The 16,357-nt window shown below is 27.5% G+C and carries 17 protein-coding genes; 13 read left to right on the forward strand and 4 right to left on the reverse strand.

From position 1 onward, the window contains the following. Positions 1–46: 46 nt before the first annotated feature. On the reverse strand, positions 47–712 hold the full coding sequence (locus R3342_RS11535) for a uracil-DNA glycosylase (protein ID WP_318940366.1): 666 nt from the start codon (positions 710–712) through the stop codon (positions 47–49). 59 nt (positions 713–771) lie between these two features. Here R3342_RS11535 and R3342_RS11540 point away from each other — a divergent pair, with 59 nt between their 5' ends. The 3 genes from R3342_RS11540 (at position 772) to R3342_RS11550 (ending at position 4,452) form a co-directional block, all read left to right on the forward strand. Beyond that, a complete protein-coding gene (locus tag R3342_RS11540) occupies positions 772–2,976 on the forward strand; it encodes an endonuclease MutS2 (RefSeq protein ID WP_318940368.1) in 2,205 nt (734 codons plus the stop codon). Positions 2,977–3,058: 82 nt separating this feature from the next. After that, positions 3,059–3,931 (forward strand): OmpA family protein, encoded by an 873-nt coding sequence (locus R3342_RS11545; protein WP_318940370.1) that lies wholly within the window; start codon positions 3,059–3,061, stop codon positions 3,929–3,931. A 5-nt stretch (positions 3,932–3,936) separates the two neighbouring features. Then, entirely contained in the window at positions 3,937–4,452 is a 516-nt protein-coding gene (locus R3342_RS11550) for a hypothetical protein (protein ID WP_318940372.1), read from the forward strand. A gap of 1 nt (position 4,453) precedes the next feature. On the opposite strand, the gene R3342_RS11555 is transcribed toward R3342_RS11550, so the two are convergent. Continuing rightward, positions 4,454–4,684, reverse strand: coding sequence for a hypothetical protein (locus R3342_RS11555; RefSeq protein WP_318940374.1), 231 nt, complete (start codon positions 4,682–4,684; stop codon positions 4,454–4,456). Then, positions 4,671–6,029, reverse strand: coding sequence for an MATE family efflux transporter (locus R3342_RS11560; protein ID WP_318940376.1), 1,359 nt, complete (start codon positions 6,027–6,029; stop codon positions 4,671–4,673). Before R3342_RS11560 ends, R3342_RS11555 begins: the two co-directional genes overlap by 14 nt. A 184-nt stretch (positions 6,030–6,213) precedes the next feature. Between R3342_RS11560 and R3342_RS11565 the strand changes: the two genes are divergently transcribed. The 8 genes from R3342_RS11565 (at position 6,214) to R3342_RS11600 (ending at position 14,193) form a co-directional block, all read left to right on the forward strand. Beyond that, positions 6,214–6,846, forward strand: coding sequence for a peroxiredoxin (locus R3342_RS11565; protein WP_318940378.1), 633 nt, complete (start codon positions 6,214–6,216; stop codon positions 6,844–6,846). 93 nt (positions 6,847–6,939) lie between these two features. Continuing rightward, positions 6,940–7,437, forward strand: coding sequence for a thiol peroxidase (gene tpx / locus R3342_RS11570; protein ID WP_318940379.1), 498 nt, complete (start codon positions 6,940–6,942; stop codon positions 7,435–7,437). Beyond that, a complete protein-coding gene (locus tag R3342_RS11575; protein ID WP_318940381.1) occupies positions 7,438–7,806 on the forward strand; it encodes a diacylglycerol kinase family protein in 369 nt (122 codons plus the stop codon). 52 nt (positions 7,807–7,858) lie between these two features. After that, positions 7,859–10,201, forward strand: a complete 2,343-nt coding sequence (locus R3342_RS11580) for an FtsK/SpoIIIE family DNA translocase (RefSeq protein WP_318940383.1) — start codon at positions 7,859–7,861, stop codon at positions 10,199–10,201. Between the two features lie 19 nt (positions 10,202–10,220). Continuing rightward, entirely contained in the window at positions 10,221–10,877 is a 657-nt protein-coding gene (locus R3342_RS11585) for an outer membrane lipoprotein carrier protein LolA (RefSeq protein ID WP_318940384.1), read from the forward strand. Between the two features lie 5 nt (positions 10,878–10,882). Beyond that, entirely contained in the window at positions 10,883–12,316 is a 1,434-nt protein-coding gene (locus tag R3342_RS11590; protein ID WP_318940385.1) for an LptF/LptG family permease, read from the forward strand. Between the two features lie 10 nt (positions 12,317–12,326). Then, positions 12,327–13,469, forward strand: coding sequence for a 3,4-dihydroxy-2-butanone-4-phosphate synthase (gene ribB / locus R3342_RS11595; RefSeq protein ID WP_318940387.1), 1,143 nt, complete (start codon positions 12,327–12,329; stop codon positions 13,467–13,469). 16 nt (positions 13,470–13,485) lie between these two features. After that, positions 13,486–14,193, forward strand: coding sequence for a DUF4369 domain-containing protein (locus R3342_RS11600; RefSeq protein ID WP_318940389.1), 708 nt, complete (start codon positions 13,486–13,488; stop codon positions 14,191–14,193). On the opposite strand, the gene pepE is transcribed toward R3342_RS11600, so the two are convergent. Beyond that, positions 14,179–14,892, reverse strand: a complete 714-nt coding sequence (gene pepE / locus R3342_RS11605; RefSeq protein ID WP_318940391.1) for a dipeptidase PepE — start codon at positions 14,890–14,892, stop codon at positions 14,179–14,181. The genes R3342_RS11600 and pepE overlap by 15 nt on opposite strands. Positions 14,893–15,007: 115 nt before the next feature. On the opposite strand from pepE, the gene R3342_RS11610 reads away from it, so the two are divergent. Together R3342_RS11610 and R3342_RS11615 are read left to right on the forward strand one after the other, a co-directional pair. Beyond that, positions 15,008–15,796, forward strand: a complete 789-nt coding sequence (locus R3342_RS11610; RefSeq protein WP_318940394.1) for a hypothetical protein — start codon at positions 15,008–15,010, stop codon at positions 15,794–15,796. A gap of 60 nt (positions 15,797–15,856) precedes the next feature. After that, positions 15,857–16,357, forward strand: coding sequence for a DUF6702 family protein (locus R3342_RS11615; protein ID WP_318940396.1), 501 nt, complete (start codon positions 15,857–15,859; stop codon positions 16,355–16,357).

A 16,357-nucleotide genomic window follows, 5' to 3' on the forward strand; every position in this document is an offset into this window, starting at 1 on the left:
ATTTCACAAATGTAACTATTGTAACATAATTTTTATATGATTTTAATCACCAATTTATTTCTTTTAACTTATTTTCTTTTAAATAATTATTAGCTTTACTAAAATGTTTATTTCCAAACCAATAACCTCTGTTTGCGCTTAAAGGTGAAGGATGTCCACTAGTTAAAATACAATGTTTTTTGCTGTCAATTAAAACAGACTTCTTTTTAGCAAACCCTCCCCAAAGTAAAAAAACTACATTTTCTTTATTTTTAGAAATAATAGAAATTACTTCATCTGTAAATTGTTCCCAACCTTTTCCTTGATGAGAACCTGCATTATGAGCTTTAACTGTTAACGTTGCATTTAAAAGTAAAACACCTTGTTTTGCCCATCGTTCTAAATTCCCGCTTTTGGGATAATCAATATGTAAATCCGATTCTATTTCTTTAAAAATATTAATTAAGGATGGAGGATGTGCTACTCCTTCAGGAACTGAAAAACATAATCCGTGTGCTTGACCTTCTCCGTGATATGGATCCTGTCCAATTATTACTACTTTTAAATGGTTAAAAGGGCATAAATTAAAGGCATTAAAAATCTGACTTCCTTTAGGATAACAAGTATTAGTTGTATACTCATTTTTAACAAAATTTGTTAAACTTTCAAAATAAGGCTTATTAAATTCTTTCTCAAGTAAAGGTTTCCAACTTTCAGCTATTTTAACATTCATTAGTGGTTAATTAAGTTAAATGTATATTTTTGTATAACTGTTCAAAAGTAGTATTTTTTATGAGTATCATTTCAGAAAAAACTTTAAATGATTTAGAATTTTATACCATTTTAACGCAAGTCAGTGAATTTTGTATTTCTGAACTTGGGAAATCTGCTACGCTTCAAATTAAGCCTTTTACTAGTGTTGACACTTTAAATATTGAACTACAACGCGTTAATGAATATCTTTCTAGTTTTGAAAATGATAATAGAATACCAAATCACTATTTTGAGGATATAAAAAAAGAAATACATTTATTAAAAATTGAAAATAGTTTTTTAGATGCTACTTCTTTTTTAAAAATATTAAATAATACAAATACCATTTACGAATTACTTCTTTTTTTTAAAAAGTTTAAAGTTTATTATCCTCAACTTTTTAATTTTTCTACTACCATTGAATATCAGCCTTTTATTTCTGAAGCTATAAAAAAAATAATAACTCCTTTTGGAGAAATAAATGCAAATGCATCTACACAATTAAAAAGTATTAGAGCAGATATTAATGTGGTTAGAGGCAAAATTGGAGTAAGTTTTAACAAAGCTCTTCATAAATACGCAAGTCTTGGTTATTTAGACGATATTAAAGAATCTGTTATTGACAACCAAAGGGTTTTAGCTGTACAAGCTATGTATCGTAAAAAAATAAAAGGTACTATTTTAGGAAGTTCAAAAACAGGAAGTATTGTTTATATAGCTCCGGAAGCAACGTTGCAATATAGTAATGAATTGCAGCATTTAATTTTTGAAGAAAAACAAGAAATAATAAAAATATTAAAAGAATTAACTAACGCTTTAAGAATTTATATTCCTGATTTAATTAGTTATCAAAAAATATTAATTGCCTTAGATGTTATTGGAGCAAAAGCAAAATATGCAAAAACAATAAATGCGTGTTTGCCCAAAATTACAAAGACCAAAAAAGTTTTCTTTAAAAACGCCTTCCACCCTATTTTACTTGAAAAGAATACTATACAAAATATTAAAACCGTTCCACAAACACTAGAACTTCATGAAAATCAGCAAATAATAGTAATTTCAGGTCCAAACGCTGGAGGGAAAAGCATTACTTTAAAAACCATTGGTTTACTACAAGTTATGCTTCAAAGTGGTTTTTTAATTCCTGTTCACGAACGTTCAAGCACCTATTTTTTCGAAAAAATACTTACAGATATTGGAGATAACCAATCTATTGAAAATCAATTAAGTACTTACAGTTATCGCTTAAAAAATATGCGTAAATTTTTACAAAAATGTAACGGTAATACGCTGTTTTTAATTGATGAATTTGGAACAGGAAGTGATCCAGAACTTGGTGGTGCTTTAGCGGAAATATTTTTAGAAGAATTTTATAATAAAAAAGCGTTTGGAGTTATTACCACTCACTATTCTAATTTAAAAGTTTTAGCCAATGAAATAGAGCATATTACAAATGCAAATATGCAATTTGATGAGAAAACATTAGAACCATTATTTAAACTTTTTGTTGGTCAGGCAGGTAGTTCTTTTACGTTTGAAGTTGCACAAAAAAACGGAATTCCTTTTAGCTTAATTAATAAAGCTAAAAAACGAGTAGAAAAAGGAAAAGTGCGTTTAGATAAAACCATTTCAAGTCTTCAAAAAGAACGTAATAAACTACAAAAAACTTCTGAAAATTTAGAACAAGTTAAATCTGAAGCACTTTTACACGCCGATAATTTGAGTCTAAAACACACTAAAGTTCAAGAAAAACTAGAAAATTTTTACGAATTATACACAAACAACCAAAAAATGTTAGTGTACGGAAGAAAAATAAATGAGTTAATTAATACCTATTTTCAAACAAATAATAAAAAACAATTCAATGCTAATTTTGCAAAATGGGTAGCAATGGAAAAAACAAAATATTTAAAAAAGAACCCTGTAAAACCTGTTACAAAAGCTGAAAAAAAGAAAATAAAAATTACAGCAAAAAAAACAGAAGAAAAATTAAAAATTGTTGAAAAAGAAGTACTTACTGAGGTTCAAAAAGTAAAAGAACAAAAAATAGTAACTGCAAAAAAAGTTGAAAAACAACGAACTAATTACGAATTTAAAATAAATGATAAAGTAAGAATTATAGATAGTACTGCTTGTGGTACAATTGATAAAATTGAGAAAAAACATGCTTTTATCAACTATGGAATTTTTACAACAAAAACTACTTTAGCTAAATTAGAACTAGTGGAAGCCTTTAAAAAATAATTTTTAAGCTTTTCATTTATAACCTTTTAGATTTGCAACCAATATAAATATTACTTAAATTTAGCTGGCTAAAAATAAAATCATGCTAAATTATTTAAAGGCATTTCTCGTATTCTTAATTTGGGCAATTATTGCATTAACCACACATTATTTTATTACTTCTAATTTTTCGGCAAATACAAATTCCAAAGAAAAGGTTTCAATAGCAAAAAATGTAACCAATAATTATGTTGTAACAAATTTTAATAAGGATCCTATTTTTAGTTACAATAAACCATTTATAATTCAAAAAAACACTCCTGAAATTATAAATATAAACGATTTTACTACTTTTTTTGATACTATAAAATCCTATCTAAAAAATCATTATAAAGACGAATTATTAATTAAAGGTTTATATTCTAAAGGAGAAAAAGATTCATCAAATTTCAAAAATTTAGGAATTTTAAGAGCTGATGCAATAAAAGTTTATTTGAAAAAATTGAACATTAACAACTATCAACTTAAGACTTTAAGTGAAATTAAAAATAATTTATTCGAAAAAAACGAAAATACTTCAGGTGTAATTTTAAAAATCAACAAGATTGAAAATAAAATAACAGATAGCATTGAGCAAGCAATTAGTAATAAACGAATTTATGTTGATTTTAAAGATAATATGCTAATTACTAATAAATCTATTGAGAGTTATACTGCATTATTAAAACAATATATTAAAGAATATCCAAACAAAACTATTTACATTACTGGGCATACAGATAATGATGGTTATTATCAAAAAAACTTAATTATTGGATTAAACAGAGCTAATTTGGTTAAAAACTACTTTAAACTAAATGGATTAGAAAATGCTAAAATGATAACATCATCTAAAGGAGAATCGGAACCTATTGCAGATAAAAATACTTTAAAAGGAAAAGCAGCAAACCGAAGAATAGAAATAAAAATTAACTAACAATTATGGAACTATCTATTTTTTTTAATACAACTTTTTGGCAATTATTGGAGCTTTTTATTTGGTTGCTAGGTGCATTTTTAATAGGTTTTTATTTTGGTAATATAAATTCCATAAAAAAGGAAGAACCAAAACCAAAAAATCAGCACATTCCTGAAGATGATCTAAAATTAACGGATACTACACCTAAAATTAGAGCAACAAAAACTTTTGAACGAGGTGGAAAGCAGTTAGTAAAAACAGTTCCAACAAAAGATCAGGATAAAGGTTTGAATTTTGACCGAATTGGAATTGCAGAAGAAAAAAACAAAAACAATTTAAAAAAAATTAAGGGGATTGGTTCTGCTATCGAATCTAAATTAAATGGTTTAGGAATTTACACTTACGAACAGATTAGTAATTTTAATAGTGCTGATATTAAAAAAGTTACAAAAATATTAAAGTTTTTCCCTGGCAGAATTGAAAGAGATGACTGGGTTGGGCAAGCTTTTCACCTAATAAACAACATAGATAAAAGGTAAATTAATTACCCTCGTATCGTTCCATTTCTCTATCATAAAACTTACTTGCTAATTCAATTAAAGTAGCTACTTCGCTAGAAAGTTCTTCTTCATCTGCATTATTAAATTCTTCAAGCCATTCAATTTCATCATCTTTTAAATTGATAATAAATCGAGGAAATTCAGTATGAATAATAAATATATCTTCCGTAAAATCTGTGTTATCTCCCAATAAAAATTTAGGTAAGTCCATGTTTTGTGCGTATTAATTTATTCGACAAATAATTAAATCTAAAAAACAACATTAATGCTGATGAAGTTAATGCAGATAATAATCCAATCCAGATTCCAAAAGTACCTAAATTTAATTCGGTTCCCAAAAAATAGCAAATAGGGAATCCAATTACCCAATAAGCAATAAATGTAATTAACGATGGAATATTAACATCTTGTAAACCTCGTAATCCTCCTAAAATTACCGCTTGTAATCCATCGGAAAGTTGAAAAAATCCTGCTACAACTATTAAACCAGAAGCAATTTTTATTACTTCTAAATCTTCTGTAAAAATCCAAGGTAATTCATCTTTTAACAATATAAAACTAACAGAAAAACCAAACATTATAAAAACTACTAATAAAAAATTGGAAAAAGCTATTCGTTTTAATTCCCTAAAATTTTGTAATCCTTTTTGGTTTCCAACTCTAATTGTTGATGCAACTCCTAATCCAACCGCTACCATAAAAGTTGTTGAAGATAATTTTAATGCTATTTGATTAGCTGCTTGTGGTAAAGCGCCAAATGTACCTGCCAATAATACAGATGAAGTAAACAAACCAACTTCAAACAACATTTGCAATGCTGTTGGAAAACCTAAACTTATAATTTTATTAAATACTTTACGTTTAATTTCGTTTAGTTTTAAAATATGCATATAAGGAGCAAATTTTGGTTTATATTTTAATACTAAATAAAGAAATATTACCATTACTATTCGCGAAACTAAAGTTCCTATGGCTGCTCCAACAAGTTCTAATCTTGGAAAAATCCAAAAGCCATAAATTAAAGCAAAATTCAAACTAATATTAACTATATTGGTTATAATAGTTGCATACATAGAGTATTTAGTTTGGGATAATCCATCTGCAAATTGTTTTAATCCTTGAAAAATCATTAATGGAATCATCGAAACAGCAACAATTTCAAAATATGGAACCGCCAAAACAACTACTTCTTCAGGTTGATCTAAATGATATAAAATGGGTTTAATTAGTAATAATAATAAAAACATCACTATTCCAATTATAGTCATTAAAATAATTCCATGCTGAAAAATACTTCGTCCTTTTTCTGTGTTCTTTTCGCCGTCTGATTCTGCAATTAAAGGAGTAATTGCAAACGAAAAACCAATTCCGATAGATAATGCAATAAAAACCAAACTATTACCTAACGATGTTGCTGCTAATTGTACTGGCCCTAACCTACCAACCATAATATCATCCATTAAACCAACTAATAAATGGCCTAAAGAACCCATCATTATTGGAGTGGCTAATTTCAGGTTATTTTTAAATTCAGATGTGTAATTTCTAAGCTTCAATAATTGTGTATTTTTCTGTTTGCGAATATACAAGATTAAATATTGATTTTTTCACTAAAAAAACACGTCATAAAAAATATTTATAATTACATAAAATTAATGAATAAGAGAACTTTAATAAAAGAGTGATAATTGATTACTTTTGTGTATCAAAAAATTAGTAATCAATTAAAATATATAAAAAATGGCAGTATTAGTAGGTAAAAAAGCTCCTAAATTTAATGCTCAAGCAGTAGTTAATGGAAATGAATTTGTTGAAAATTATTCATTAGATCAATTTGAAGGTAAAAAATATGTTGTTCTTTTCTTTTATCCAAAAGATTTCACATTTGTTTGTCCAACTGAATTATTTGCTTTTCAAGAAAAATTAGCAGAATTCGAAAAAAGAAATGTACAAATAGTTGCTGCATCAACAGATACTGAGCAATCGCACTGGGGATGGTTACAAATGCCAAAAAATCAAGGTGGTATTCAAGGAGTTACTTATCCAATTATTGCAGATACCAACAAAACAATTTCTAAAAATTATGATGTATTAGCTGGAGATTATTATTACGATGATAATGATCAATTACAAGCTGAAGGTGAATTAATTGCTTATCGTGGTTTATTTTTAATAGATAAAGATGGTATTGTTCGTCATCAAATTGTAAACGACTTACCTTTAGGAAGAAATGTAGACGAAGCTATTAGAATGGTAGATGCATTACAATTTACTGAAGAACATGGCGAAGCTTGTCCTGCAAACTGGAACTCTGAAAAAGAAGGTTTAAAAGCAACTCACGAAGGTGTTGCAGACTATTTAGCAAAACACTAATTAAATCAAAAATAAAAACAATAAAAACTCTCGAATTTATTCGGGAGTTTTTACTTTTTAAACTAACTTTGATTTTTAATTAAAAAAACTATTATGGCTAAAATAACCTTAAAAGGAAATCCAATTGAAACTATTGGAAAATTACCAAAAGTAGGAAGTAAAGCTCCTAAATTCAGTTTAATAAAAGCTGATTTATCTAAAGCAAAATTAAAAGATTTTAGAGGATCTAAATTAATATTAAATATTTTTCCAAGTCTAGATACTGGCACATGTGCAGCATCTGTTAGACGTTTTAATAAAGAAGCAGGAGAATTAGAAAACACAAAAGTTTTATGTATTTCTAGAGATTTACCATTTGCTCAAGCTCGTTTTTGTGGTGCTGAAGGATTAGATAATGTTATCACTCTATCTGATTTTGCTAAAGGAAAATTTGGAAAATCATATGGTGCTACTATCAAAACAGGACCACTTGCTAACCTACTTTCTCGCGCTATCGTAATTGTTGATGAAGAAGGTAAAGTTACCTATACACAACAAGTTCCTGAAATTGTAGATGAGCCAAATTATGAAGAAGCTTTAAAAGCGCTTTAAATGATTAAAGTGCGTAATTTTATAATTAACCGATTAAAAGCATTTAAATATGCTGCTAAGGGTTTCTGGATTTTAATTACCACTGAAAATAGCATTATAGCTCAAATAATTATTGCATTAATTATGACAATTATTGGGTTTATAATGCATCTTTCTGCTACCGAATGGATGTTCCAAACATTAGCTATTGGACTTATTTTGGTAGCAGAATCCTTAAATACCGGAATCGAAAAAATGGCTGATTTTGTTCATCCAGATTATCATGAAAAAATTGGTTTTATTAAAGATATTTCTGCAGGAGCAGCTTTTTTTGCTGCAATAATTGCCATAATTATTGGTTTATTTATATACATTCCTAAATTTATATAGTAATTTAATTATTATCTCTTTTATTTTATATTTTTGTGTGATACTTATATAAATGGCAAAAAAGAAAAAAACAGTTAAAAAAACTCCATCAAAACCACGATTCCAAAAAACAAAGAAATTTTTTGGGAGTAGACAAACCCATACTGTATTTGGGTTATTTGTCGTAATTTTTGCTGTGTTTTTATTTTTTTCCATAATTTCCTACTTTTTTAATTGGCAGCAAGATCAAAGTCAACTTGCCTTTTTTACCGACAAAAACATTACAGTTAAAAACCTATTAGGAAAAATTGGAGCTACTTTAAGTCATTTATTAATATATAAAGGGTTTGGAATTTCAGCTATATATATACCTATTCTACTTTTATTAACAGGTATTACTATTTTAATAAAAGGAAATTTTAAAAAAATAGCAAATCTCTGGGGTTGGGGAATTTTAGGAATAATATGGATTTCTATTTCCTTTGGATTTTTAGCAAATAAAAATGCTTTGTTTGCAGGAGTTATAGGTTATCAAACAAACAGTTATTTACAACAGTTCTTAGGAAAAACAGGCTTAATCTTATCTCTTATATTTTTATTTTTAACATATTTAGTTATTCGTTTTAAAATTACACCCGAAAAACTAAAAAGAAAACACATTGTTTTAAATGAAAATTCTATTGATGAAGAAAAAATTAGTTCACCAACAGATGAAATAGAACCAATTTTAGATAATAGTGGTGAGATTCCATCAACTATAACAGAAGAAGTCGAATTTTCCTTAGAAAAAAACACCAATAAGCCTCTTGAAAACATTGAATCTAAAGAGGGTGTTGAAATTGATGTAGATAAAATTGTTGATGAAGATCATGTTGCAGAAAATTTATCGGATAAATTAGTAAAAGACTTTGGTGAGTTTGATCCAACTTTAGAACTAAGCGATTACAAATTTCCAACTTTAAATCTGTTAAGGTCATACAACGAAAGTATTTCTGTTAATCAGGAAGAATTAGAAATCAATAAAAATAAAATTGTTGAAACATTAAACAATTATAAAATTGGTATTGATAGAATTAAAGCAACCGTTGGGCCAACAGTAACTTTATATGAAATTGTTCCAGAAGCTGGTATTAGAATTTCAAAAATTAAAAATTTAGAGGATGATATTGCATTATCCTTATCTGCATTAGGAATACGAATTATCGCTCCAATTCCAGGTAAAGGAACTATTGGTATTGAGGTTCCTAATAAAAAACCAACTATGGTTTCTATGAAATCGGTAATATCCTCTACAAAATTTCAAAATTCTGAAATGGAGTTGCCAATTGCGTTAGGAAAAACCATTTCTAATGAAACCTTTGTAGTTGATTTAGCTAAAATGCCACATTTATTAATGGCAGGTGCTACCGGACAAGGAAAATCTGTTGGATTAAATGCTGTTTTAACTTCATTATTGTATAAAAAACATCCTGCTGAAGTTAAATTTGTTTTAGTAGATCCTAAAAAAGTTGAATTAACTTTGTTCAATAAAATTGAACGTCATTATTTGGCTAAATTACCAGATACAGATGAAGCTATTATTACTGATACTACTAAAGTAATTAATACGTTAAATTCACTTTGTATTGAAATGGATAATCGTTACGATTTACTTAAAACAGCTATGGTTCGTAACATAAAAGAATACAATGTTAAGTTTAAATCTCGCAAATTAAATCCTGAAAATGGACATCGATTTTTACCATATATTGTCTTAATAATTGATGAGTTTGCCGATTTAATTATGACAGCTGGAAAAGAAATTGAAACTCCAATTGCACGTTTAGCACAATTAGCCAGAGCTATTGGAATCCATTTAATTGTGGCAACTCAACGTCCTTCGGTAAATGTTATTACAGGTATTATTAAAGCAAATTTCCCTTCTAGAGCAGCATTTAGAGTAACCTCAAAAATTGATTCAAGAACAATTTTGGATTCGCAAGGTGCAGACCAATTAATAGGAAAAGGAGATTTATTATACGCTGGTAGCAACGATTTAATTCGTTTACAATGTGCTTTTGTAGATACTCCTGAAATTGATAAAATAACAGACTTTATTGGTTCGCAAAGAGCTTATGCAAATGCTTATTTATTACCTGAATACAGTGGCGAAGAAACTGGCACAAGTCTTGATATTGATATCAGCGAACGAGATAAATTATTTAGAGATGCAGCTCTAGTTATTGTGCATGCACAACAAGGTTCAGCATCCTTATTACAACGTAAATTAAAACTAGGTTACAATAGAGCTGGTAGAATTATTGACCAGCTAGAAGCAGCAGGAATTGTTGGGCCATTTGAAGGAAGTAAAGCACGCCAAGTGTTGGTACCTGATGAAATGGCTTTAAATAAATTATTAGATTATGGTGAAAAATAAAAACAACAACTTTATTAAAATGAAAAAATTACTAACTATAGTTATTATTAGTATCCTTAGTATCACTACAGGATTTAGCCAAAATTCAAATCCGGCTAAAACTTTATTAGATGAAGTAGCAAAAAAAGTAGAAAGCTATAAAAACATTGAAATTGAATTTACACATAATTTAGATAATACTGAAGCTGATGTACATCAGGAAACAAGAGGAAAAGTTACCGTAAAAGGTGATTTATACCATTTAAATTACATGGGAACAGAACAAATTTTTGATGGAAAAAAGATTTATTTAATTATTCATGAAGATGAAGAAGTTGTTATTCAAAAACCTGATGAAAATGACGAAAAACAGCTAACTCCATCAAAAATGTTTACATTTTATAAAAGTGGTTACACCTACAGTATGGGTGATTTGAAAACCATAGACGGAATAAAAATACAATACGTAAACCTTACTCCTATTGATACAAACTCTGATATAAAAAATATCTTAATTGGTGTAGATGTAAAAACAAAACACATTTTTAATATAATTGAAATTGGTAAAAACAAGACTACAACTACTTTAGCTATTAGGTCCTTTAAAACTAATCAAACTTTACCAGATAGCCTTTTCAAATTTGATATAAAAAAATATAGAGATCAAAAGAATTATACTATTTCTGAGCCAAAATAAAAGCATTGAAAGTACTTGACAAATACATTTTAAAAAGTTTTTTACAACCTTTTTTAGCAACATTTTTTGTAGTACTATTTGTTTTAGTAATGCAAGCGCTTTGGTTAGCTTTTGATCAAATTGCAGGCAAAGGAATAGACCTTTTTTTTATTCTTAAATTCTTAGGATATTTAGGATTAATCCTTACTCCAACAGCATTACCCATAGGAATTCTTTTATCTTCTATAATGGCTCTTGGAAATTTATCTGAGAACTACGAAATGGCAGCTATAAAATCAGCTGGTGTATCTTTAAAAAGAGTAATAAAGCCTCTTATATTTTTAACATTAATGTTAAGTGCTTTAAACTTTGTTTTTCTTAATAATATTTATCCTTGGGCTACTCTAAAACAAAAAAATTTATACTTAAACATGAAAAAGAAGAAACCAGCATTAGCTCTTGTTGCTGGATCTTTTAATACTGAAATTCCTGGGTATAGTATAAAATTTGATGAAAAATATGGGGAAGAAAAAAATCTTCTTAAAAATGTCCAAATTGCAGATTTAACTAAAGGAAGAGGAAAAATTAAGGTAATTACAGCTAAAAAAGGTATCATTTCAACTGAGCCTGGCAGCAAATACTTGACGCTAACTCTTGAAAATGGTAAATACTATGAAGATGATATAAAAAGAGCTGCAACACCTAAAGATAGAGCAAAAATGCCTTTTTCTAACGCTAGTTTTGATAAATATACTATTAATATTGATATATCTTCTTTTAATGATACTAGCTTAAATGATGAAAAAGTAAAACAACATCATGGTATGCTAAGCATTAAGCAATTAGATTCTATTTCAAAACAACAAAAAAAGGCTTATGATATATATATTGAAAATAGAACTAACATTTTTAATAAAACTATAGAAACAAAAAAATTACATAAATACCCTGATTCACTTATAAACAACAAAATTATTTCGCCAGTACTTGATAATTTTGTTGTAAAAAACAAAAGTATTGTTTTAGATGAAGCTATTAGAAAAGTAAATAGAGTTATAGAAAGAAATAACGTTAGAAAAAAAAGTTTTAAAGACAAAAGAAAAATGTTAAACTTGTACGATTACGAGTTTGGATATAGAATTTCATTTTCTCTTGCCTGTTTAGTCCTCTTTTTTATTGGAGCTCCTTTAGGTTCTATTATAAGAAAAGGCGGTTTTGGTGTACCAATGTTATTTGCAATTATTATATTCGTTACGTATTTTTTTATAACACAATTAGGTAAAAATTTAGCAGAAGAAAGCGCAATTTCAGCTCAAATAGGTAGTTGGTTGGCTACTTTTATAATGCTTCCTTTAGGTATTTTATTAACTAGGAGAGCAACCAAAGGAATGGGTATATTTAATATAGATGCAGTGTTTGATAAAATTAAAACGCTATTTAAAAAAATCAAAAGAACTTAAAATAAGTGTCATGAATACGGTAGAAAACAGCTTCAAATTAAATACAATTAAAGAAGCAATTGAAGATATTAAAAGTGGAAAAATTGTAATTGTTGTTGATGATGAAAATAGAGAAAATGAAGGTGATTTTATTGCTGCTGCTGAGTTAGTTACTCCAGAAATGATAAACTTTATGGCTACACACGGAAGAGGATTAATTTGTGCGCCAATTACAGAAAGTCGTTCAAAAGAACTTCAATTAGATTTAATGGTTGGCTTAAATACAGATCCTTTGGGTACCGCTTTTACAGTTTCTATTGATTATCATGGTAAAGGTGTTACCACTGGTATTTCTGCTAAAGACAGAGCCACTACTGTAAAATCGTTAACCGACCCAAATACAAAACCTCACGATTTGAGCCGTCCTGGTCATATATTTCCACTAAAATCTAGAGATGGTGGTGTTTTAAGAAGAACAGGACATACTGAGGCTGCAACTGATTTAGCAAAATTAGCGGGTTTACACCCTGCAGGAGTAATTGTTGAAATAATGAATGTGGATGGCACCATGGCTCGATTACCTCAACTCATAAAAATTGCTAAAGAATTTGATCTTAAAATTGTTTCTATTGAAGATTTGGTAGAATACAGAATGCAAAACGATTCATTAATAGAACTTTGTGAAGATTTTGATTTGAATACTCGTTTTGGTGAGTACCGATTAAGAGCATATAAACAAACTACAAATAATCAAGTTCATTTAGTTTTAAGCAAAGGAAATATTAATAAAGGAGAAGAAATTTTAGTTAAAGTAAACTCTGCTTTAGTTAATAATGATATTTTAGGAACCCTTACTAAAAACCCAGATCATAAATTAAGACGCGTTTTTGAAGCAATAAATAAAGAAGGAAAAGGTGCTGTTGTGTTTATCAATCAAGAAAATCAATCTTATGATTTATTGAATAGATTAAAAATAGTTAAACAAAGTCAGAAAGATAATACACCTTATACTCCAAATATTAAAATGGATGAAAAAGATTTTGGTATTGGCGCTCAAATATTAAGAGATATTAATATTACAAAATTACGTGTTTTATCTAACGCAAAAACTTTTAGAAAAAGAGTTGGAATGACAGGTTACGGACTTGAAATTTTAGAATATGTAACCTATTAATTTTATAAATATTTTTATGAAAAAATGGTTGCTTCTTTTTGTTTCATTAAGCATAATTAGTTGTAATAACTATACTCCTAAAAAAGCCAGTAACAAAAATCATATTTCAACAACAAATTACACCTTAAATGGCACTATAGATTTTGATTCTAAAACTGCTTATTTGAACAAAATAAGAAATGACTCTCTTTTTAGAATAGATTCAACATCTATATTTAACCATACTTTTATTTTTAAAGGAAATATTATAACTCCCGAACGTTTTGCGCTTACTTTTAATGACCTTTCTGCTGTAGTAATTGTAATTTTAGAGCCTAAAGATTTTTCTGTTTCTATAAAAAACCACTTTTTTAACGACCCAAAAATAACAGGTTCTCCTTTAAATAGCCTTTTATTAAGTTATAAAAACACATCAAAAAGTATTTTTAAAAAAATAAATTATTTATATCCTCAATTTCAAAAAGCGAGGTTAGAAAATGATGCACAAAAACTTCAAGAAATTAAACAAAAAATGGAAACTATAGAAAATGAATTTACTGACTATAGTTATCACTTTATTGAAAATCATAAAAATTCGTATATAGCAGCAATGCTTTTATCTGATCATTTAAAATCAACTAAAAAAGATCCTCTAAAAATTAGAAAATCTTTTAATTTACTGCCATTAAAAATTCAGAATTCAATAGATGGTAAAATTGTGGCTAAATGGTTACAAACCCATTAAAAAACTTAAATTAGTTTCTGGAGGAGTTTCTTGTGGAGATTTATTTACTTGAAATAATCTGGCATGTAAATCCCCTTTTAAAACTACTTGATTTCCTTCAACTTGCAACCAGCTTCCTTCTCTTAAACCAAGAACTGGAATAGTATTAAAGTTATGAAATTCATTTATACGAGTTTCTCTAGTTTCCCCCATATGTTTTGAATCTGGATCAGGATCTAAATAATGTGGATTAAGGTTAAAATTTAAGAATCCAAATGCCTGAAAAGTTGGTGGATAAACTATTGGCATATCATTAGTATTTTGAATTGTAAGCCCTGTAACATTACTTCCCGCACTTGTTCCAAAATATGGAACTCCATTTTCAACTACATTTTTAATTGCTGGCATTATTTTTTTCTCATACATAGTTTTCAGCAATAAAAAAGTATTTCCACCACCTATAAAAATTCCTTTTGCATTAATAACTGCATCCACAGCGTTTGTATACTCATGAATTCCAACTACATTAATATTAATTTTTTGGAAAGCAATTTTTGCTTTTTCAGTGTATTCATCAAAAGTTAATCCGCTAGGACGAGCATACGGAATAAATAAAATTTCCTTAACTCCTTTAAAGTGATTGGATAATACTGGTAAAATATATTCCAAATAATCCTTTCCATGAACAGTTGATGTACTTGCAATAATTAATTTTTTCATGTGTTACTAATATTTTTATAAATGTACAATTTAACCTTCTTTAACAAAAATTTATAGGCTTATTAATACAATTTTAAGATTTCAATGTTTTTATTTGTTATAAAAATATTGCGAAATGAAAGTAAAACTTACCGAAAAATTAAAAACTAATAAATATTTATATATAATATCTATTTTATTTTTTGTGATTAATATTACAAATGCACAAACACAACTAATTAAACTTAATGGGACTGTAAAAAATGATTCTATTAAATTACAAGATATAAACATAAAAAATATAACCTCTAATTTAGGAACTACTAGCGATAAAAATGGTCACTTTACTATTTATGCAAAAAAAGGAGATTCCATTCTATTCTCCTCTATTGTTTATGAAAACAGAATCATAAAAATTTCAGACACACACATAAATTCCAAAACCATAATTGTTTACTTAGAACCAGATTTTTATCAACTTGATGAAGTGATGTTAGATAATTCCTTTAAGCTAGATGTTACAAATGTACCTGTCACCCGAGGAACCATTTTTAATAACGACGAAGTTTCTCACAGAAAGCCTCCAAATGCACGCAAGTTATCCGATCCTAATGCAAATGCAGGTGGCTTAAATCCTATTGCATTATTTATGGCTATCACCAAAAAATCACGTTTAAGAAGAAAGGCTAAAAAATTAAAAGAACAGAAAATTAAATTATTAAAACAAGAATTTCCAACCACTATCCGAAATCAGTATGGAGATGAGTTTTATACAAAATGGCTTTCTATACCCAAAGATAAAATAAATTTATTTTTAGATTATTGCCAAGCAAATGGTTTAGATAATTTCTATTTCAGTAATGAATTTGTTATTAAAGATTTTCTAATTAAACAAGCTGTAAAATTTAATTCCCTAAAAAATTAATTTTTTAAAATCTTTATTATTAAATTTTCTTTTTGTTTATTAGCAACCAAAACACATTAAATGAAACAATCAAAATACGTATTCTTATTTTTCTTAATAATTCCACTATTTGCATTTACGCTTCATAAATATTATGTTAGTTTAACAGAAATTGAATATGTAGAAAAACAAAAATCTGTACAAATAATCACAAGTATTTTTATAGACGATTTAGAAGTTGATATGCGCAAACAATCTAATAAAGTTTTTAATATAGATACCAAGCAAGAAATAGATAGTATAGATTATTATTTTAAAAATTACTTACACCAGCACTTTCAAATAACAATTAACGACAGCATAAACAAATACAATTATATAGGTAAAGAATACGAGGATAATATTGTTCATTTCTACTTAGAAGTACCTAATATAGAACGCCTTAACAGTATTCAGATTATAAACACATCTTTATTTGAAAGTTTTGAAAATCAACAAAATATTGTGAAAATTAATGTGAAAGATTTTAATAAAACCTTCTACTTAACTAAGAATAATGATAAAGGTTTGTTAAATTTTTAA

This window comes from Lutibacter sp. (assembly GCF_033723435.1).
Taxonomy (GTDB): Bacteria; Bacteroidota; Bacteroidia; order Flavobacteriales; family Flavobacteriaceae; genus Lutibacter.

Bases quoted from the DNA above. Each gene is read 5' to 3' on its own strand.
- R3342_RS11535 (WP_318940366.1), bottom strand. From the start codon at position 712: ATGAATGTTAAAATAGCTGAAAGTTGGAAACCTTTACTTGAGAAAGAA.
- R3342_RS11540 (WP_318940368.1), top strand. From the start codon at position 772: ATGAGTATCATTTCAGAAAAAACTTTAAATGATTTAGAATTTTATACC.
- R3342_RS11545 (WP_318940370.1), top strand. From the start codon at position 3,059: ATGCTAAATTATTTAAAGGCATTTCTCGTATTCTTAATTTGGGCAATT.
- R3342_RS11550 (WP_318940372.1), top strand. From the start codon at position 3,937: ATGGAACTATCTATTTTTTTTAATACAACTTTTTGGCAATTATTGGAG.
- R3342_RS11555 (WP_318940374.1), bottom strand. From the start codon at position 4,684: ATGGACTTACCTAAATTTTTATTGGGAGATAACACAGATTTTACGGAA.
- R3342_RS11565 (WP_318940378.1), top strand. From the start codon at position 6,214: ATGGCAGTATTAGTAGGTAAAAAAGCTCCTAAATTTAATGCTCAAGCA.
- tpx (WP_318940379.1), top strand. From the start codon at position 6,940: ATGGCTAAAATAACCTTAAAAGGAAATCCAATTGAAACTATTGGAAAA.
- R3342_RS11575 (WP_318940381.1), top strand. From the start codon at position 7,438: ATGATTAAAGTGCGTAATTTTATAATTAACCGATTAAAAGCATTTAAA.
- R3342_RS11580 (WP_318940383.1), top strand. From the start codon at position 7,859: ATGGCAAAAAAGAAAAAAACAGTTAAAAAAACTCCATCAAAACCACGA.
- R3342_RS11585 (WP_318940384.1), top strand. From the start codon at position 10,221: ATGAAAAAATTACTAACTATAGTTATTATTAGTATCCTTAGTATCACT.
- ribB (WP_318940387.1), top strand. From the start codon at position 12,327: ATGAATACGGTAGAAAACAGCTTCAAATTAAATACAATTAAAGAAGCA.
- R3342_RS11600 (WP_318940389.1), top strand. From the start codon at position 13,486: ATGAAAAAATGGTTGCTTCTTTTTGTTTCATTAAGCATAATTAGTTGT.
- pepE (WP_318940391.1), bottom strand. From the start codon at position 14,892: ATGAAAAAATTAATTATTGCAAGTACATCAACTGTTCATGGAAAGGAT.
- R3342_RS11610 (WP_318940394.1), top strand. From the start codon at position 15,008: ATGAAAGTAAAACTTACCGAAAAATTAAAAACTAATAAATATTTATAT.
- R3342_RS11615 (WP_318940396.1), top strand. From the start codon at position 15,857: ATGAAACAATCAAAATACGTATTCTTATTTTTCTTAATAATTCCACTA.